Annotated in this window: 20 protein-coding genes; 13 read left to right on the forward strand and 7 right to left on the reverse strand. The window is 62.8% G+C overall.

The window, feature by feature from the left end; all coding sequences use genetic code 11:
- Positions 1-5 precede the first annotated feature (5 nt).
- From JQ558_RS07050 to JQ558_RS07060, 3 genes are all read left to right on the forward strand, one after another.
- Positions 6-878, forward strand: coding sequence for a patatin-like phospholipase family protein (locus JQ558_RS07050; protein ID WP_249119138.1), 873 nt, complete (start codon positions 6-8; stop codon positions 876-878).
- Between the two features lie 201 nt (positions 879-1,079).
- Complete coding sequence (locus JQ558_RS07055) at positions 1,080-2,711, forward strand: FMN-binding glutamate synthase family protein (RefSeq protein WP_212293212.1); 1,632 nt, start codon at positions 1,080-1,082, stop codon at positions 2,709-2,711.
- 113 nt (positions 2,712-2,824) lie between these two features.
- Positions 2,825-4,129 (forward strand): hemolysin family protein, encoded by a 1,305-nt coding sequence (locus tag JQ558_RS07060; RefSeq protein ID WP_212209700.1) that lies wholly within the window; start codon positions 2,825-2,827, stop codon positions 4,127-4,129.
- A 24-nt stretch (positions 4,130-4,153) separates the two neighbouring features.
- On the opposite strand, the gene JQ558_RS07065 is transcribed toward JQ558_RS07060, so the two are convergent.
- Together JQ558_RS07065 and JQ558_RS07070 are read right to left on the reverse strand one after the other, a co-directional pair.
- Complete coding sequence (locus JQ558_RS07065) at positions 4,154-6,154, reverse strand: carbohydrate porin (RefSeq protein WP_212293213.1); 2,001 nt, start codon at positions 6,152-6,154, stop codon at positions 4,154-4,156.
- 475 nt (positions 6,155-6,629) lie between these two features.
- Entirely contained in the window at positions 6,630-7,451 is an 822-nt protein-coding gene (locus JQ558_RS07070) for a creatininase family protein (RefSeq protein ID WP_212293214.1), read from the reverse strand.
- A gap of 135 nt (positions 7,452-7,586) precedes the next feature.
- Here JQ558_RS07070 and JQ558_RS07075 point away from each other — a divergent pair, with 135 nt between their 5' ends.
- The 9 genes from JQ558_RS07075 to JQ558_RS07115 all read left to right on the forward strand — a co-directional run bounded on the left by JQ558_RS07075 (position 7,587) and on the right by JQ558_RS07115 (position 15,574).
- Entirely contained in the window at positions 7,587-8,606 is a 1,020-nt protein-coding gene (locus tag JQ558_RS07075; RefSeq protein ID WP_212293215.1) for an ABC transporter substrate-binding protein, read from the forward strand.
- 5 nt (positions 8,607-8,611) lie between these two features.
- Positions 8,612-9,406, forward strand: coding sequence for an ABC transporter ATP-binding protein (locus tag JQ558_RS07080; protein ID WP_212293216.1), 795 nt, complete (start codon positions 8,612-8,614; stop codon positions 9,404-9,406).
- Positions 9,403-10,191 (forward strand): ABC transporter permease, encoded by a 789-nt coding sequence (locus JQ558_RS07085; RefSeq protein WP_212293217.1) that lies wholly within the window; start codon positions 9,403-9,405, stop codon positions 10,189-10,191. Before JQ558_RS07080 ends, JQ558_RS07085 begins: the two co-directional genes overlap by 4 nt.
- A complete protein-coding gene (locus tag JQ558_RS07090; protein ID WP_212293218.1) occupies positions 10,191-11,180 on the forward strand; it encodes a 2-hydroxyacid dehydrogenase in 990 nt (329 codons plus the stop codon). The genes JQ558_RS07085 and JQ558_RS07090 overlap by 1 nt, the downstream gene beginning before the upstream one ends.
- Positions 11,181-11,326: 146 nt before the next feature.
- On the forward strand, positions 11,327-11,998 hold the full coding sequence (locus JQ558_RS07095; RefSeq protein WP_249142388.1) for an AprI/Inh family metalloprotease inhibitor: 672 nt from the start codon (positions 11,327-11,329) through the stop codon (positions 11,996-11,998).
- A 198-nt stretch (positions 11,999-12,196) separates the two neighbouring features.
- Positions 12,197-13,243: a hypothetical protein gene (locus JQ558_RS07100; protein ID WP_212293220.1), complete on the forward strand. Its 1,047-nt coding sequence runs from the start codon at positions 12,197-12,199 to the stop codon at positions 13,241-13,243.
- Between the two features lie 191 nt (positions 13,244-13,434).
- Complete coding sequence (locus JQ558_RS07105) at positions 13,435-13,806, forward strand: YciI family protein (protein ID WP_192739251.1); 372 nt, start codon at positions 13,435-13,437, stop codon at positions 13,804-13,806.
- 72 nt (positions 13,807-13,878) lie between these two features.
- Entirely contained in the window at positions 13,879-14,271 is a 393-nt protein-coding gene (locus JQ558_RS07110; protein ID WP_212275398.1) for a YciI family protein, read from the forward strand.
- Positions 14,272-14,302: 31 nt separating this feature from the next.
- Positions 14,303-15,574, forward strand: a complete 1,272-nt coding sequence (locus JQ558_RS07115; protein WP_212293335.1) for an RNA polymerase sigma factor — start codon at positions 14,303-14,305, stop codon at positions 15,572-15,574.
- 2 nt (positions 15,575-15,576) lie between these two features.
- Here the strand turns inward: JQ558_RS07115 and JQ558_RS07120 are convergent, their stop codons facing one another.
- The gene (locus JQ558_RS07120) at positions 15,577-15,888 is read right to left on the reverse strand and encodes a putative quinol monooxygenase (protein WP_192739249.1); all 312 of its coding nucleotides are present in this window, start codon (positions 15,886-15,888) and stop codon (positions 15,577-15,579) included.
- Between the two features lie 177 nt (positions 15,889-16,065).
- Here JQ558_RS07120 and JQ558_RS07125 point away from each other — a divergent pair, with 177 nt between their 5' ends.
- Positions 16,066-16,443: a hypothetical protein gene (locus JQ558_RS07125; RefSeq protein WP_212293221.1), complete on the forward strand. Its 378-nt coding sequence runs from the start codon at positions 16,066-16,068 to the stop codon at positions 16,441-16,443.
- Positions 16,444-16,571: 128 nt separating this feature from the next.
- On the opposite strand, the gene JQ558_RS07130 is transcribed toward JQ558_RS07125, so the two are convergent.
- From JQ558_RS07130 to JQ558_RS38325, 4 genes are all read right to left on the reverse strand, one after another.
- A complete protein-coding gene (locus tag JQ558_RS07130) occupies positions 16,572-16,820 on the reverse strand; it encodes a 4-oxalocrotonate tautomerase family protein (RefSeq protein ID WP_212293222.1) in 249 nt (82 codons plus the stop codon).
- 36 nt (positions 16,821-16,856) lie between these two features.
- On the reverse strand, positions 16,857-17,567 hold the full coding sequence (locus JQ558_RS07135) for an SDR family NAD(P)-dependent oxidoreductase (RefSeq protein WP_212293223.1): 711 nt from the start codon (positions 17,565-17,567) through the stop codon (positions 16,857-16,859).
- Between the two features lie 99 nt (positions 17,568-17,666).
- Complete coding sequence (locus tag JQ558_RS07140; RefSeq protein WP_212209689.1) at positions 17,667-18,635, reverse strand: LysR family transcriptional regulator; 969 nt, start codon at positions 18,633-18,635, stop codon at positions 17,667-17,669.
- 285 nt (positions 18,636-18,920) lie between these two features.
- The gene (locus JQ558_RS38325) at positions 18,921-19,172 is read right to left on the reverse strand and encodes a hypothetical protein (RefSeq protein ID WP_409410491.1); all 252 of its coding nucleotides are present in this window, start codon (positions 19,170-19,172) and stop codon (positions 18,921-18,923) included.
- Positions 19,173-19,195: the final 23 nt, after the last annotated feature.

The following is a 19,195-nucleotide window of genomic DNA, read 5'->3' on the forward strand; positions in this document are numbered from 1 at the left end:
AGGCGTTGTCGGTACGCGATCAGATCGGCCCGGTGAAGACCGCCTTTGTGTTCGCCGGCGGCGGCAGCTTTGGCGCCATTCAGGTCGGCATGTTGCATTCGCTCGCCGCGCACGGAATTTCCGCCGATATGGTGGTCGGCTCCAGCGTCGGCGCCCTCAACGGCGCCTTTTATGCCGGCGATCCGACGCTCAAGGGCGTGGAGCGGCTGGGCGACATCTGGCGCGGATTAACCCGGCACGACGTGTTTCCGATGAGTTGGCGCACGGTGCTGAGCTTTCTGTGGCGCCGCGATTTCCTGATTTCCCACGACGGCATCCGCAAACTGATCGACGACCACATTCCCTATCGCAATCTGCAGGATGCCAAGGTGCCGGTGCATATCGTCACCACCGACATCATTTCCGGCGACAGCGTTGTGCTGTCGGAAGGCTCGACTTCGGAGGCGATCGTCGCTTCGACCGCGATCCCCGGCGCTTTCGCGCCGATCCCCTACAAGAATTACTATCTCGCCGATGGTGCGATCTCCAGCAACACGCCGATCCAGGTCGCGGTTCAGAAAGGCGCCAAGCGGTTGATCATCCTGCCAACCGGGCACGCCTGCGCCACGCAGGCTCCTCCCGTCGGCGCGGTCGCCAATGCGCTGCACGCGCTGACGCTGCTGATCGCGCGGCAATTGGTCATTGAGCTGGAGGGCCTCGATCCCGGCATCGAATATTTCGTGGTGCCGCCGCTATGCCCACTGGTGGGATCACCTTACGATTTTTCGCGCACCGCCGATCACATCGACCGCGCGATTGCCACGACAGATGCGTGGCTCGCCCACCATGGCCTGCAGCAGGGCAAGATTCCCGGGGAAATGCGGCTGCACAGCCACTGAGGCGCGACGGTTACGCTGCACTGCAAAAGCAGCTTCCGATCAATTGATTCAACCACCACGGGCTTGTGCAAATATTTTTCGATCCCCTGTCACGTCGGCGACGGCTGGACCGTATATCGTATGGTGCTTATGCCAATGGTTGGATTAAGCTGCTGGCGGACAAGAATAATTCCGCAAGAATCTTCCGGCTGAGGGGTTGTCATGGAAACGCTGTTGATGCCGTTCTCGCCACGCTACATCGTGCTGACGATCTGCGCGGTCGTCACGGCACTGCTGATCGGCATCGGCATCTTCGATCAAAATTTGAAGGTGTGGGAAATATTGCTGATTCCCATCGTGATCTTCGGCGGTCTCACCGTTCTCGGCATTCGCGACCTCACGCAAGAGAGCCACGCGGTGCTGCGGAACTATCCGATTTCGGCGCACATCCGTTTTCTGCTGGAAGAGATCCGGCCGGAGATGCGGCAGTATTTCTTCGAGAGCGAGAAGGACGGCATGCCGTTCTCCCGCGATACCCGTGCGCTGGTCTATCAGCGCGCCAAGATGCAGCTCGACAAGCGGCCGTTCGGCACCCAGGAAGACGTCTATCGCGACGGTTATGAATGGATGCATCATTCGATGGCGCCGAAGGCTCGCGCCGTCGAGCAGTTTCGCGTCACCATCGGCGGTCCGGATTGCACCAAGCCGTATTCGGCCTCGGTGTTCAACATTTCGGCGATGAGTTTTGGCGCGCTTAGCCCAAATGCCGTACGCGCGTTGAATGCGGGCGCCAAAAAAGGTGATTTCGCGCATGACACCGGCGAGGGCGGCGTCAGTCCCTACCACCGCGAGAACGGCGGCGACATCATCTGGGAAATCGGATCCGGCTATTTCGGCTGCCGCAACCGGGACGGCGGCTTCAATCCCGAATTGTTCGCGCGCATTGCTTCCGACGACCAGATCAAGATGGTCGAACTCAAGATCAGCCAGGGCGCCAAGCCCGGACACGGCGGCGTGTTGCCGGCGGCCAAGGTCTCGGAAGAGATTTCAAAGATCCGGGGCGTGCCGATGGGCGAAGACTGCATCTCGCCGGCCAGCCACCGCGCGTTTTCGACGCCGCTCGAAATGATGGCCTTCATCGGTGAAATGCGGCGGTTGTCCGGCGGCAAGCCCGCCGGATTCAAGCTGTGCGTCGGCCATCTCTGGGAGTTCCTGGCCATCTGCAAGGCGATGCTGCAGACCGGGATCTATCCTGATTTCATCGTGGTCGACGGCAATGAAGGCGGCACCGGCGCCGCTCCGCTGGAATTCATGGACCATCTGGGCATGCCGATGCGCGAGGGCGTCAATTTCGTCCATAACGCGCTGGTGGGCATCAACGCGCGCGACCGCATCCGCATCGGCGCCGCCGGCAAGATCGCGACCGCCTTCGACATGGCGCGCGCGATGGCGATCGGCGCCGATTGGTGCAATTCGGCGCGCGGCTTCATGTTCGCGCTGGGCTGCATCCAATCGCTGAGCTGCCATACCGACCGTTGCCCGACCGGGGTGACTACGCAGGACCCGTCGCGCGCGCGCGCGCTGGTGGTGCCGCACAAGATCGATCGCGTCTACAACTATCATCACGCCACCTTGCATGCGTTGGCCGAGCTGCTCGCCGCTGCTGGCCTCGACCATCCGCAGCAGTTACGGCCGATCCACTTCTCGCAGCGATCCTCCACGAACGACACATTGACGTTCGCGAAACTTTATCCGCCGCTGCGCCCGGGCGAGCTGATCGACGGCACCAGCGATGCACGCTTCCGCGACGCCTGGGATATGGCCCGGGCGGATTCGTTCCAGCCGGCGGGGTGAGCCTTCACGCTTACGTCATCCCGGCTCGAGGCCGGGACGACAAGCTATCGCCGCAGGGCCGCTGCTCTGATAAAGCCTCTCTCTGGAATGACTGCCCGTAAAAAAGGGAGACAATGCTTTATCTGGAACTCGGGATCGTGACGGTCCTGATCATCACCAATGGCCTGCTTGCAATGTCGGAGCTTGCCATTGTCTCGTCGCGGCCGGCACGGCTCGCCGCGCTGGTCGAAAAGAACGTCACGGGTTCCCGCCGTGCACTCGCGCTGGCGTCTGATCCCGGCAAGTTCCTGTCGACGGTCCAGATCGGGATCACGCTGATCGGCGTGCTGTCGGGTGCGTTTTCCGGCGCCACGCTGGGCCAGCGCCTGACCAACCTGCTGGTCGAATCGGGATTGTCGAAAGGCCTGGCTGACGCGATCGGCGTCGGCGTCGTGGTGAGCGTCATCACCTACGCCTCACTCATCATTGGCGAATTGGTCCCCAAGCAGATCGCCTTGCGCGATCCGGAATCGGTGGCGGTGCGCGTGGCGCCCTACATGATGCTGCTCTCGAAAATTTCGTCGCCCCTGGTGTGGCTGCTGGATCGCTCCGGCAAGGGGCTGTTGTGGCTGCTCGGCCATCGGGGTGAAGCCGAAGACAAGGTCAGTGAGGACGAAATCCGCACATTGGTGGTCGAGGCCGAGAACGCCGGGGTACTCGAGCCCGGCGAAAAGGAAATGATCGCGGGCGTCATGCGTCTTGGCGATCTTCCGGTCGGCGCCGTCATGACGCCCCGCCCCGAAGTCAGCATGATCAATCTGGCGGATCCGCCTGAAATTATCTTTGCTGCGCTTGCCGGCAGCAACCATTCCCGCTTTGTGGTGTTCGACAAGGATCCGGATGCGGCGCTCGGCATTGTCCAGTCCAAGGACATGCTGGACAGCTATTTGTCAGGGCAGGCACCCGATATTCGCACGCTGGTCCGGGATGCGCCGATCATTCCGGAATTCCTCGATGCCAGGGACGTCGTCGCGGTGCTTCGTGACTCCCCCGTGCATATGGGGCTGGTGCATGATGAATACGGCGCCTTCCAGGGCGTCGTGACCAGTGCCGACATTCTCGAATCGATCGTCGGCGGTTTCCATACCGAAGAGGGGCCGCCCGAAGCGGCGGTGGTGAAACGGGACGACGGCTCGTATCTGATCTCGGGCTGGATGCCTGCCGTCGAATTTGCGAATCTGCTCCAGATCGTCCTGCCGTCGTCGCGGCAGTATCAAACCATGGCCGGCTTCCTGCTCCAGCAGTTCGGCGCGATACCTGGCGTCGGCGATCACGTGGAGGCGCAGGGCTGGCGCTTCGAGATCGTCGATCTCGACGGCCGGCGTATCGACAAGGCGCTGGCGACGCGCATCGACGATGCCGCCACGACGCCAGCGTGATGCCGAAGCTTCTGACGCCGAGGCTCAGAACTCGCCGTGCAAGCGACCCGAGAAGATATGGACGGGGCCACGGTCGCCATTATAGGCGGGGTTTGCGATCCGCTGATAATCAGCGGTCAACGTGAAATTCTTGTCGAGCGCGAACGCATAGAAGGTCTCGAAGATACTTTCATTGCGGTAGTTGAGCCGGCCGTCGCCGATCAAAAGGCCGAGGCCGCCCGCCGCCAGGAAGTCGCGATGGCCAGATGAAAGTCCATTGACGGCGCCGCCGATGCCGAACGTATCGCTCGGCCGGCCCCAATAACTGCCCTTGACCGATAACCCGGCGGAAACGCTGCGATCCACGTCGGTGAAGGACAGGATTTCGTTGCGCCCGTCGTTCCAACTCGCGCGGGCGAACATCCCGACATCCCTAATGATCTGCTGTTCGGCGTTGATGTAGAATCCGTATTTGGTGTTTTCGCGCCGGATGCCGACGATGACGTCGTTGATGTCAAGCGTCGGGTCCGCCGCTGCTATCCCCAGCGCGTTCCGGTAGCTGCCGGTGTTGCCGCGATTGCCGAAAATGCCGAGCCTGAGCTTGCCGGGCTGATCGAAGATCGTGTGGCGCTCCTCGAATTCAACCACCGCGCCGCCGGACTTGAACACCAGGACGTCGCTGTTCGGCGCGTTGGGGACCTGGAACAGGCCGGCGCGAATTGCCCAGTCCTTGCGATTGAGTTCGACCACGGCGCCACGGGTGAAGCCGGGGAGGTCGGCGGGGAAATCGTAGGCCGCAGATGACCACATCGCCCAGTTCATGAAGTCGACGCGGGGATCCTTGGCGTAGGAGTTGCCGTCAAAATAGTCGCCGACCGCGAAGCGGCCGACTGTGACCGTGACGCGGTCGATGTCGCGCTTGCCCGCCAGTTGCATCGGACCGTCGGCGACGTCTTCCTGTTCGCCGCCAAGGCCGAAGGTCTGGCGAAAGACGTAGCGCTGCGGGCGATATTTCGGATAGGGCGCGCCGCCTTTCTGGGCTTCGCCGTTGGAGAAGCCGGCAAGTCCCAGCGTGCTGTTGAGGCCAAAACCCTGCGCCAGTTCGGGGTTGAAATAGAACTCGCCGCCCTGCCACAGCCGCCAGCCGAGAAACACGTCCGCGGTCCAGGTCTGGCGGCCCTGGCCGCCGCCCGGAAGACTGTTGGTGCCCTCATAGGGCGAGCGCATGCGCGGATAGGCTTGCGCGATAACCGTGGTCTGACCGTGTACATTCCAGTTTTTCGGCTCGGGAAGCGCGGTGCGTCCATCGACCGGTGTGGGACCCGCCCAAGGCGGCGTCTCCCACAGCCGGTAATTCAGTCCGAGTTTGAACAGATGAATGTTGGGATCGACGTTGACGCGCGGCAATCCGACATCGGTCAGGTCATAGGTCCGCGGCGCCAGGTCGACATAGTTGTATTCGGCCTTGGCAGTCCAGTTGCCGCCGACCGCCACCTCGATGCCGAGGCCCGCGGTCCAGCCGACATGCGTGAGGTACCGCTTCGGCGGGATGATGACCCCGGTGTCGTTGAGGTTGACATGGGTGCTTCCCCAAGCGAGGCCGCCCGTGACGTAAGGCATCCACGTTCCCATAGCGTAGCCGACCCGGCCGCGCGCGGTTGCGATGTAATCGATGGTGCTGTTGAACGGCACCGGCGCGAGCCGCGGAATGTCCACCGGACTGCCGAACGAAACGTCAGCCTCCACACCGAGCACGACCCTGTTTGCCAGCTGGTGGTTGTAGCCGGCCTGGTAGCCGCCGGTCAGTCCCGTGACGCTGTGGGGAAGGAACACGCCCTGCAAGGGCTCAGTGTTGGTGCCCGGGCCGAGGCTGCCGGCGCCATAACCGGCATGGCCGCCCACATAGAAACCAGTCCAGTTATAGACGGCCTTGAGTGCAGGCGCCTTGAGAGACAGATCAGCCGCCAGGACGGGACTGGCGAGCGTCATGGCACCGACGGCGGCGCCAGCCAAAACATGCTGCAGGAAATGGCGGTACGAACCCATGGTGCGGCCTGGTCCAGCGCGAAGCGGGCTGCGGTCTCGCACCATCACTGCAGATTTGAACGCCGGCCGCCACCCAAGAAATGAAGTCATCAACCCTGCCGCCCCCGGTCGGCTTCTTCCCGATTCGTCCGCTCAAAGCCAGATCGGAAAAACGCACCATACACCCCAATCCCAGTTGCCATTAACTCGCAACAATAAGGCGATGGAGTCCGTCTTGGATGGCATTCCTACATGACGGTTTTGCAACAGCGGTGGGGCAGGGATGGCTGGCCAAAAATGACCCGCCCGGGGGGACAACCGGGCGGGTCTGGTTCGGCACAGGTGGATGAGGCGCCATGCCGGACAGGGAACCACGAGAGCAGCCGTAAGGCGGTCATCGTGGTCCGCACCCAGTTGGACGGCGCCATCCCGATTCCGGTTCGAACGAAGTTTAGGGAATCCGGATTGGAGATTATTCGGCAGTCTATACAGTCGCTTAGAGGATGTAATCGGGCCCGGTCGCCAGCCTCTTCACGTCGAATTTATCGACATCGTCAAGCAATTCGCAGAACGCGCGGGCGCCGTGATCGAGCAGCTTCTCGCCCTTTTCGGCGGAGGCCTGGGTGGCGTCGCCTATGGCGCCGCTGCCGTGCAGGTCCTGCGCCTGCCAGGCGAATGGCGCGGGCCGATGCGCCGACAGCCAGCGGTGATCCTTTTCCATCGCGATGCTGCTCGGGCGAAAATCGATGATCGCCTGCTCGCGCACGGTTTGCGGATATCGCGCCAGCATGATCGAGGTCTCAATCGCGCCGCCATGGATGCCGTGGCGCAGTTCTTCAGCCGAAAACAGTCCGTCCGGGACACCGAAGCGCGACCAGCTGGTGGTGACCACGAACAGTCCATGTTGTGCGCGAAGATCCTGCGCGACCAGCGTCATCGCCGCGCTGTTGCCGCCGTGGCTCGTCACCATCACGAGCTTCTTGACGCCGGCGCGCGCGACGCTTTCGCCGAGCGCCATCCAGCTCTTCAGCGCGGTTTCAGTGGGTAGCGTCAGCGTGCCCGGATAATCGATATGTTCGGTGGAAATCCCGACCGGCTGCAGCGGCAGGAACGTGACCGGAACGCTCGCCGGCAGCAGCTCGCGGACCCGCGCCAGATAGGCCTCGCCGATCATGACGTCGGTGCCGACAGGCAAATGCGGGCCGTGCTGTTCGGTTGCCGCCAGAGGCAGCACCGCGATCCAGCGCTCGGGGCCGCTGGCTGCGATATCGGGCCAGTGGATGTCGGTCCAGTTGCGGGGCGGAACGGACGAAGTCATCGAGCCAAGCGTTTCTTTGAATGGATTTGCAGGGTAGTTTGTTAGCCAACCAGGGACGATATCTCCCTCCTTGGGGGCGTGATCCACGTCCACACCCTCCTTATCATGGGCCAGAATGATCGACGGAGTCCAACCATGAACCCGGCCTTTTTGCCGCGAACGTTAACCGCAGCCCTTTTGGCGCTGGTGGCCGCGCTGGTGCCTGCGCGCGGGCAGACCCTCGACAAGGTCTCGTTTGGGACCAACTGGGTCGCGGAAGCCGAGCATGGCGGCTTCTTCCAGGCGGTCGCCGACGGCACCTACAAGAATTACGGGCTTGACGTCACCATCGTGCCGGGCGGCCCCAACACCAACAACCGCATGCTGCTGATCGCCGGCAAGCTCGATTTCTTCATGAGCGCGAACACGCTGCAATCCTTCGATGCGGTCACGAACAAGGTGCCGCTGGTGGCGGTCGCCGCCATCTTCCAGAAGGATCCGCAGGTCTTTCTGACCCATCCGGAATTCAAGATCAGCAAACTGGAGGATCTCAAACCGTTGACGCTGCTGGTGTCGAAGGAAGGCATTACGAGCTATTTCCAGTGGCTGAAGTCCGAGTATGGGTTCAGCGAGAGCAAGGTCAAACCCTACACTTTCAACTCGCAGCCTTTCATCGTGAACAAGCAAAGCGCGATGCAGGGCTATGTCACCTCGGAGCCGTACGCGGTCGAAAAGGCCGCCGGCTTCAAGCCGAACGTCGTGCTGCTGGCCGATTACGGTTTCAACGCCTATTCGACCCTGATCGAGACCCGTACCGAGATCGTCGACAAGAAACCCGATCTGGTGCAGCGCTTCGTCGATGCGTCCATGATCGGCTGGTACAATTATCTCTACGGCGACAACACGCCGGGCAATGCCATGATCAAGAAGCTCAATCCGGAAATGACCGATGAACTCTTGAAATATTCCACGGCCAAGATGAAGGAATACGGCATCGTCGATTCCGGCGACACCTTGAAGGATGGCATCGGCGCCATGACAGATGCCCGCGTCGCCAGCTTCTTCGACAAGATGGTGCGCGCCGGCGTGGTTCGCCGCGATATCGACTACCGCCAGGCCTATACGCTGCGCTTCATCAACAAGGGCGTCGGCCTCAATCTGCGGCCGAAGAACTAGGCGTGATGGCCGGTCCCGCTTTGTCTGATGCGATGGCGGTGAGCCTTGGTGACGTCACCAAGGTCTATGACAATGGCGTGGCCGCGCTTGGACCGTTCGACCTCGACGTCAAGCGTGGCGAATTCGTCTCCTTGCTAGGCCCCTCCGGCTGCGGCAAATCCACCGCCTTGCGGCTGATTGCGGGACTGACCACGCCGAGTTCGGGTGTGGTTGCCGTTTCGCACCGCGCGAACGAAACCCGCGCGGGTCATGACATCGGCTTCGTGTTTCAGGAGCCGACCCTGATGCCGTGGGCCAGCGTGCAGGACAATGTCCGGCTGCCGCTGAAGCTTGCCGGCATGGCGACGACGGAAGCGGACCGGCGGATCAGCGAGGCGCTGGCGCAGGTGGCCCTGTCGGAGTTCGCCGCTGCATACCCGCGCGAATTGTCCGGCGGCATGAAGATGCGGGTATCGCTGGCGCGGGCGCTGGTCACCCGTCCGGATATCCTGCTGATGGACGAGCCGTTCGCCGCACTCGACGAGATCACGCGCTTCCGTCTCAACAACGATCTCCTGGAGTTGTGGCGCAAGCTGAATATGACGGTCATCTTCGTCACCCATTCGGTGTTCGAGTCGGTGTATCTGTCGCAGCGCGTGGTCGTGATGTCGTCACGGCCGGGGCGCGTCAGCGCTGAATTTCGTATCGACACGCCGGAGCCGCGGGTCGAGGACTTCCGGATGTCGGCTTCCTATGCCGCCTATTGCCGCGAGGTCTCACAAGCGCTGGTGCCCCCTTATTCGGGGCGAACAGGCGCATGAGTTCTTCACGGGATTTTGTTCGGTTCTTGCTACCCGTCGTGGTGCTCGGCGCCGGCATCGCGTTGTGGGAACTGGTGGTGCGCGTCAACGACATCCAGCCTTATGTGCTGCCGGGGCCATCAGCGGTGTTCCAGACGCTGGTCGCGGACTGGCCGGTGCTATCGGAATCCCTCGGCGTCACCTTGCTGACCACGCTGGAAGGCTTCATCGCCGCCGCGATCGGCGGCGTCGCGCTGGCGCTGTTGTTCAATCAATCGAAATGGCTGGAATATTCGCTGTTTCCCTATGCGGTGATCCTGCAGGTCACGCCTGTGATCGCGATCGCACCGTTGCTGCTGATCTATTTGCAGCAACAAACCGCGGTCATCGTTTGCGCCTGGATCGTCGCCTTCTTTCCGGTGCTGTCTAACACCACGCTCGGGCTCAATTCGGTCGACCGCAATCTGGCCGGCCTGTTCAGCCTCTATGGCGCGTCGCGGCTGCAGACGCTGCGGTACCTGAAATTGCCGACAGCATTGCCCTATATTCTCGGTGGATTGCGGATCGCAGGCGGACTATCCCTGATTGGCGCAGTGGTCGCCGAAATCGCGGCCGGCACGGCGGGCGCAGGCTCGGGCCTTGCGTTCCGTATTGCCGAGTCCGGTTACCGTCTCAACATTCCCCGAATGTTCGCCGCTCTGCTGTTGCTCTCCGTCGCCGGGATTGTCATCTATGGCCTGCTGGCGCTAATTTCGCATCTGGTACTGCGGCGCTGGCATGAAAGCGCGCTTCGAAAGGAAAACTGATGGCTGCCGGGAATATTTCGTCCGAAAAGATCGATTTGCTGGTCTATGGGCCAATCAGGCCGATCCTCGAAAACGGCTTCTCCGACCAATATGTATTGCACAAGGCGGAGAGCCGGGCGGATCTCGAACGGCTGACGCCCGACGTGCTGGCCAAGACCCGCGGCATGGCGGTGACCTATCATTCGGTGCCGGCCGACGCCAAGGCGTTGTCGCATTTTCCCAAGCTCGAAATCATTGCCAGCTTCGGCGTCGGCTACGACCACGTCGATTGCAACTATTCGCGTGAACACAATGTGGTGGTCACCAACACGCCCGACGTGCTGACCGAAGAGGTCGCCGACGTCGCGATGGGGCTGTTGATCTCGACCTTGCGCGAATTCGTCAAGGCCGACCGCTATCTGCGTTCGGGCCTGTGGCAGACGCAGAATTATCCCCTGAGCGTCGGCTCGCTGCGCGACCGCAAGGTCGGCATTGTCGGCATGGGCCGCATTGGCCAGGCGATCGGCCGCCGGCTGGAGGCTTCGCTGGTGCCGGTCTCCTATCATTCGCGCAACCCGTCATCGGCGGTCTCCTACAAGCATTACCCCGACCTGCTGGAAATGGCGAAGGCGGTCGACACCCTGATCGTGATCGTGCCGGGCGGCGCCTCCACCGCGAAGATGATCAATGCCGATGTCCTCAAGGCGCTTGGGCCGCGCGGCGTATTGATCAACGTGGCGCGTGGCTCGGTCGTCGACGAAGAGGCGCTGGTCGCGGCGCTGAAGTCGGGGACGATCCTGGCGGCGGGGCTCGACGTGTTTGCCAACGAGCCGAGCGTGCCGGACGATCTGAAAGCCATGCAAAACGTCGTGCTGCTGCCACATATCGGCTCGGCCTCGGTGGTCACACGCAATGCCATGGATCAGCTCGTGGTCGATAACATCAAGAACTGGTTTGCCGGCAAGGCGCCGCTGACGCCGGTGCCGGAAACGCCGGTGAAGGGGCGCTGATGCCTCGCGTAGCGTTTTCCAGCGAAGTGGTCCCGGTTCGCGGCAAGAAAACGCGTCAAAATAAGGAATCCAGTGCCCCGTTTCGATTCAATCGAAACGGAAAAGGCTCTGGCCGCCCAGGTGTCGCGGTCGCAGTGCTATGGGCGCTGCTTGCCGTTCTGCTTGCTTCCGGGTCACCGGCGCGGTCGCAGGGCGGGCCGAACCTGCAGAAGGACATGGTCGGCCAGTGGGAGCTTGCGACCACCGAACGCAGCAAGACCTGCGTCGTCACGTTCAAGGGCGATGCGACGCCGCAGGGATTGAAACTGGAACTCGAGCCCAGCTGCGCGGCGGCGCTGCCCTTCACCAAGGATATCATCGCCTGGAATATCAAGGGCCTCGGCGACATCGTGCGGCTGCAGGATGCCGCCGGCCAGCCGGTAATCGATTTCACGGAAGTCGAGAGCGGCATTTTCGAAGGACTGCGGACCGGCGAAGGCGTCTACATCCTGCAGAATCTCGCAGCCGCCCGCTCGCTCGCTAAATCGATGGACCAGATGATCGGCGACTGGTCGATGGTGCGCGGCAATGGCAAGGCGATCTGCGGCCTGACGCTCACCAACACCGAGGCGACCGGCGATAATTTCCAGGTGTTTTTGAAGCCGCGCTGCGATCCAGCGGTGGCTGCGTTCGCGCCCAACCAGTGGCGGCTCGATCACGGCCGGATGATATTGCTGTCGGCCAGCGGCCAGACCTGGCAGTTCGAGGCCGACGACAATGCGCAATGGCGGCGGGTGCCCGACAGCGCCGATCCCCTGATCATGATCCGGGGGCAGTAGGCACCATCCGCGCCGGCCCCGACCACAGGAGGGCCGGCGGAACCTTTTTCGCTGTCGCAGCCTTTCTTCTAAGCCGCAGCGATCACCAATTGTTGTCGCCAGGTCACGCGCACGCGGTTCGGTCGCGTCGAAGCTGAACGGCAGCGGGACAGGAACCGTAGGAATTCGGTCATGTCGCTCTTGGGCTGTTTACAGCGCATGTTGATTGCGCCCATTACCTTCCTGGTTTTGACGGCTGCGGGATCGGCTTCGGCGCAGTCATCGGTTCCATCCCAACTTGCGGGCTGGTGGATCGCGGTAGACAACGTCGCCTTTCCACCGCTGTGGCGGGACGGCACCATCGTGCCGATGGAGGAGCTTCTCATCATCGAGAGCGACGGGCGGTTCGAGAACCGCATGATGGGATTTTACGGTATCGATCCCGGCTATTGCGCCAAGGAAAATCTCTGCAGCGATGCACCGCTGGTGGCCACCGGACGGCTCGCGCTTTCAGGTTCGGCCCCTGCCACCGGCAAGGAACAGATCCTTGCATCCGGAAGCAAACTCCTTTTCAGCGATATCAGTACCGCGGCGAACCGAATTGATTCGCCGCGCGGCGATCCGACCATCCGCGCGCGCAGCGTGAGCGCAACAAGTGCCTGGATGGTCGAGGGTCGGGTGGATGTGGACGACGGTACCCTCTTCTTGCGTCAGGCCGCAGGTGAAGAACCGCGTGTCTTCGTCAAGATAGAGCCCGAAAAATTGCGCCGGCTGCGCGCGGGCATCATGGTGTCCGAGCTCTCCGCCCTGCAGCATTGGCGCTGCTATCTCGCTTCCGCCACCGGCGGAGACGTCAGGTTGATGCCGCTGCGCAACGACAAGCCGATGCTGCCCGCGGTCCGCGACTACATCGCGGCTGCGCACTATTATCTGACCGCACTGACCTACGCGGGCCGGCCGACGGTCGACGATCCCGATACCAACCAGCGCCGGCTTGCCTGGGTCGCGCTCGAGGATTTGATGGCCGGGTCGTCGGCAAAGCTGCCGCAGCCCAGGACCGTTCAGGAGCGGCGCGAGGTCAAGGCGGTTGCCAGATATCTCACCGTGGTGGTCAAGGGCGAGCAGCCCGAGGCGGCAAAGGCCATGATGGCACGGGAATTCCCCGGCGTCCCCTTGCGCCAGGACTTGACCGAACCGGAAATATTGGCGTTGACGACCTATTTGCGCGGTGGCGCGGATCGAAACCGGCTGTTTTGCACCGGATGAGGCCAGGATTACTGCCGAGGCTGTGCTGATCCCGGATCAGCCTGCGCTGATCCCGGATTGCCGCGTCCATTGGTCCCCTCGAAAAATTGTCAAAACCCCTGTCGATTCCCGGCAATCCCGTTCGTCGTCTGAAATAGCGGGACAGTTCCGCGGGCTCGGTGCCTGCGGCTCGCCTCAAACAGGAGTTTTTCATGCGCTTCATGTCGATCGTAATGTCGTCCCATCCGCCCGCGGAGCCGCCGGCAGCAATGATGGAGGCGATGAACAAGCTCGCCGACAGGGAAATCAAGGCCGGCCGCATGCTGGACACCGGCGGGTTGATGCCGCTGGCGATGGGTGCGCAGGTGCGCATCACCGACGGCAAGCTCAGCGTCGTCGATGGCCCGTTCGTGGAGGCCAAGGAAGTAATCGGCGGCTACGCGATATCAGAACTGCGCAGCAAGGAAGAGGCGGTGGCGCTGGCGAAGGAATTCATGCAGCTCCACGTCGATCACATGCCGGGCTGGGAAGGGACGTGCGAGATTCGCGCGTTCTTCGACGGCGCGCCGGGCGAGTGTTCCTGATCATCGCCGTTCGCCATCCCGGCCGCCGCTAGCCAGCGATAGTGGTGGCTGGCTCACAAGGGAGTTCTTCACATGCGCTTCATGTATATCGTTACGCCTGTCCACCCCACACCGCCGACGCCCGAACTGATGGCGGCCGTGCACAAGCTCGCCGAACGCGAAATCAAGGCGGGCCGCATGGTCACCAGTGGTGCGCTACAACCGCGCACATCGGGCGCGCAGGTGCGGATCACGGACGGCAGGCTCGGTGTCGTGGACGGGCCGTTCGTGGAAGCCAAGGAAGTGATCGGCGGCTATGCGATCTTCGAACTCCGCGACAAGCAGGAGGCGATCGAGAAGGCGGTCGAGTTCATGCAGGTCCACCGCGACTACATGCCGGGTTGGGAAGGCACGTGCGAAGTCCGCGCTTTTGTGACGGCGGATTGGGAGGCGGCCTGCTCGGTCAGTGCGCGGGCCGCCTCTTGAGGCCCTCACCATGCAAGCAGCGTCGGCGGCGATGACCGCCGCCGACATCCATCGCACCGTTGTCGCCGTCTGGCGCATCGAGCAGCCGCGGCTGCTCACCAGCCTGTCGCGGATGCTGCGCGACGTGCCGCTGGCCGAGGACCTGACGCAGGAAGCGCTGCTGGCGGCGATCGAGCACTGGCCTGTCACGGGCGTTCCGGAAAAGCCCGGCGCCTGGCTGATGGCGATCGCCAAGCGGCGCGCGCTGGATCATCTGCGCCGCCGCCAGATGCTCACCCGCAAGCACGAGATCGTGGCGCGGGACATGGAGCAGGAACAGCAGGCCATGCCCGATTTCGACAGCGCACTCGACGACGATATCGGCGATGAATTGCTGCGGCTGATCTTCACTGCCTGCCATCCGCGCCTGTCGCGCGAAGCCCGCGCCGCGCTGGCGCTGCGGATGATCTGCGGCCTGACCACGGACGAGATCGCGCGCGCGTTCCTGCTGCCGGAGGCGACCATTGCCCAAAGGATCGTGCGGGCAAAGCGGACGCTGTCGGAATCAGGTCTCGCTTACGAGACCCCGCGCGGCGAGGAGCTTTCCGAAAGGCTCGCTTCTGTGCTCGAGGTCGTCTACCTCATCTTCAACGAAGGCTATACCGCGGCCCGCGGCGACGAATGGCTGCGGCCGCAGCTCTGCAATGACGCGCTGCGGATGGGGCGCGTGCTGACCTCGATCGCGCCTCAGGAATCCGAGGCGCATGGCCTGCTGGCGCTGATGGAATTGAATGCCTCGCGCATCGCCGCGCGCACCGACAAAGCCGGCGATCCGATCCTGCTGATGGACCAGAACCGCGGGCTGTGGGACCAGCTTCAGATCCGCCGCGGCATCTCGGCACTGACGCGGGCGCACGAACTCGGCGGCGCCGGCGGCTTCTACGCGTTACAGGCGGCGATCATCGCCTGCCACGCTCAGGCGTCGGCGCCCGATGAGACGCCCTGGCCGCGGATTGCAGAACTCTACGCTGAATTGGCCGCGTTGGTTCGCTCGCCCATCATCGAACTTAACCGCGCCGTAGCGGTCGGCATGGCCGAGGGACCAGCGGCAGCGCTTGCGATCGTAGACCGTCTCGCGCACGAACCCGCGCTGAAGACCTATCATCTGCTGGGAAGCGTTCGCGGCGATCTCCTGCACAAACTCGGGCGCTTCGAAGAAGCGCGCGCCGCGTTCGAGGCCGCCGCCAGTCTCGCCGGCAACAAGCGCGAGCAGGAATTGTTGAAGCGGCGCGCCGCCGAAGCAGGCAGCGGCGCGCCGGCTTGAGCCTAGATGAAGCGGAATTGCGAGCGTTCGCGCTTCGCAAGTTTTGGAATCGCCTGGCCGACGATGATGTTCTTGAAGTGCGGCGTTTGCTGATGATCGGCGAAGGCTGCTTCGCCCGCGAACACCTCGTAGAAGAAGTATTTCCGCGGCTCGGCCAGGTTCTGATGGATCTGGAATTCCTTCACGCCGGGCTCGCGCTGCGCCTGCGGCAGGAAATCTTTCAGTAGACTGGCGACCGCCGCTTCCTCGCCCGGATTGACCTCCCAGAACGCGGTGACGACCAGGCTTTGGTTGGCGTTGTCGATTGCTGCCATGTTGTTCTCCTGTGAGACATCCAGCGCCGATACCGGCGACTGACGTCCATCCTAGTCGGGATCACGACATCGATGCTTCGGCGTCAATCGAATTGTCATATCAAGAGGGGATTGGGAACCGGCGCGAGCATCCATGCGTTTGGTCCGCGAGCGCTTCACCCGATATGGAACCAACGCATGGCGAAAAAGACCGTGCTCGCGATCGGCAACGAGCCTTCGTTTGTGGATTTCAACGCCTTTCCGGGGCTGACACCCGAACTCGTCAGGAATTTCATCGAGGCGCAAATCGAAATACTGCGCGCGCTCGGCTACGACGCGGAGAGCTGTCTGATCGATCCCGGCGAAACCGCCGAGGCGGTGACCGTTGCCGCGCTCAAATCGAGACATCTGGATTGCGTGGTGATCGGCGCCGGCCTGCGCGAGCCCCCGGAACGACTGCTGCTGTTCGAGAAGATCATCAATCTCGTCCTGATCCACGTGCCGCATGTCCGGATCTGCTTCAACACTACGCCGGCGGATACGGCAGAAGCGGTGCAGCGCTGGGTCAGGCCGTGAGGCGCGGAAGCTATCTTCCTCGTTCGGTCGTGGTAACGAGGTCAATCGCCAGCGAGACGGTGACAGCGTCCGCACCGATCGCGAACAGGGTGGCGTAGTCCCTGTCCGTATTTCGAGCATCCTTCCCGCTAGCCTACGGAGCCCGTGCGCGCGTTCGCACGCTTCTTTCGGTAGTCGAGCACGGGAAGGCCGCCCCAACCCCAATTGCCGGTGTCGACTTCGTCGAAGACGACGAAGGTCGACTCCAGCGGCTTCTTGAGCACGTCGAGCAGCAGCTGGCTGACGCCCTTGATCAGGGCGGCCTTTTCTTCAGGCGTGGCCGCGTCGGCACCGGGGTGGGTGCCTTCGCGGGTGATCTGGATGGTGACGATGGGCATGTTCATTGTCCTTGCTGGAGTTGTTCCGAATGGCTGTCAGTGACCGGCGCTCTGGCCGCCATCGACATGCAGGATCTCGCCGGTGACGAAGGCGGCTCCTTCCAGGAACAGCACGGCGTCGACGATGTCCTTGGCTTCGCCCATGCGCCCGACCGGATGCAGATTGGCCAGGAATTCGTGCGTTTCGGGTTTGTGCATCGGGGTCTTGATGACTCCTGGGGAGACAGCGTTGACGCGGATGCCTCGCTTTGCGTACTCGATCGCCAGGGATTTGGTGGCGGCGTTCAAACCGCCCTTGGTCAGCGAGGCCAGCACCGAGGGAACGTTGCTGTTGGCATGGTCGACCAGGCTGGTCGTGATCTGCACGATGTGACCCGAACCCTGCTTCAGCATCTCGGCCGCGGCGAGTTTTGTCAGGTAGAAGAAGCTCCCAACATTGGTTGCAATGACCGACGCAAGATCCTCGGCGGTATAGCTGGTGAACGGCTTGGCGACGAAGATGCCGGCATTGTTGACCAGGGAATCGATGCGGCCGAAACGCTCTAGCGCCTGCGACACGATTTTCTGCGCGGTCGCCGGGTCGGAAACGTCGCCCGCGACGGTCAGAACATCCGGATCGCTGGACGGCCTGATCGAACGGGAATTGGCGACGACGCGGTAGTTGCGATCGCGATATCCCTTCACCAGATCCGCGCCGATACCCTGCGATGCGCCGGTGATGATGACGACTTTCTGTTCCTTACCCATGGTAGCCTCCTGATCTCTGTGAAGCGGCAGGTTTGCCGCCGGGCCGTGTGGCGCCGATGGAGATCAGGCTAGTTCTTCCAGGTTTCGGTGCGAATGCCCCTATTCGGAAGGCACTCTTCCGCCGCGCGCACGAATGGCGCTGGCGTTCTTGTCGGCCTCGCTCGAAAGCCGAGTGAAATACCGCTTCAGGCGCGGCGCGGCAAAGTCGACAAAGGCGCGCACCTTCGGTACCGACAAGCGCCCCTGCGGCGCCAGCAGGTGGACCGGCAGCGGCGGGTGTTCGTCCTTGCCGAGCAGCAGTTGTAGTCGCCCGTCGCGGATTTCGTCGGCGATGTGATAGGAAAACAGCCGCGTGACCCCGTGCCCTTCCGTCGCGGAGGCGATCGCCGCGCGAACCGTGTTGACGACCAGCCGCGGCGCGAACTGGACCACTCGTGGAACGGAGGATCCCTTCAGCGGCGGGAAGCTCCAGGAATCCAGTCCGAAATGGGTCATGGCGACAATACGGTGCTTTGCCAGATCGGCCGGTTCGCGGATGACGGGATGCCGCGCCAGATATCCCGGTGACGCCGCGATCACGCGGCGAACTTCGCCGACACGCACTGCGACGAAATTCGAATCGGCGAGATGTGCGATGCGGAGCGCAACGTCGATGCCCTCGTCGATCAGATTCACCGGCCGGTCGAGCAGAACGAGGCGCGCGGTCACCGCCTGATATTCGTTCATGAAGGCTTCGAGGATCGACCGCAAAATATCTTCACCGGTGATGATGGGCGCGGTTAGGGTCAGCGTGCCGCGCGGCGCCGAGCGTTCGCTGCCGGCGACGAGATCGGCCTCCTCGAGTTCGACGAGGACGCGGCGGCACGCAGCGACATAGCGCTCGCCGGCCTCACTCAGCTTCAGCGACCGCGTCGTGCGATGCAGCAGTTCAGCCCCGACATGGTTCTCGAGGAAGGCGATCGCGCGGCTCACGGCGGCCGGTGACCGGCGCAGGCGCCGGCCGGCACCGGCGAGGCTGCCCTCGTCGACGGCGGAGACAAAGACTTTCATCGCGTCGATGCGGTCCATTCGTTCTTCCGCCTAAGGGAACACTGGCCGTCCGGTCATAGGCATTCTTCCGCGGGGCGGCAAGGTGGCCTACCTGGGCTGCCAAATCTAGCTTCCAAGCCGCGCTGGACATGTTCGTCAGGCCTGATCGCGATGATATCCGATGAATCCCGCTGACCTGACTAATCCCCTATGGCGCCGCACCCGGCGCGGCAAATCCGTGCTTGGCGAGCAATTGCTGGCCCTCGGTGGAAAGAATGAACAACGCGAATTTGTAGGCAGGGGCCGACGCATCGTTGATCACGGTCAATAGTCGGCGCCGACCGCCAGCGCATCGGGAAGGCCGACGATCTGCTGCGCCGGATTTTCCTTCTGCGCCGCCAGCGCGCCGGTGCAATAGTTCAGGAAGATGTCGGCGGCGCGCTGTGCGAGCAATTTGCCATAGATCGAACGGTCCGGAGGTGCCGGCGGGCTGGTCGGTCCACCGGTGAGCTGCAGCGCTTTCTTGTCGAGCAGGGCGTAGGCGCCCGGTTTGATCCTGTCGGCCTTGCGAAACACTTCCCAAGCATAGTCGCCCGACG

Source organism: Bradyrhizobium sp. AUGA SZCCT0160, from assembly GCF_018130105.1.
Classification (GTDB): Bacteria; Pseudomonadota; Alphaproteobacteria; order Rhizobiales; family Xanthobacteraceae; genus Bradyrhizobium.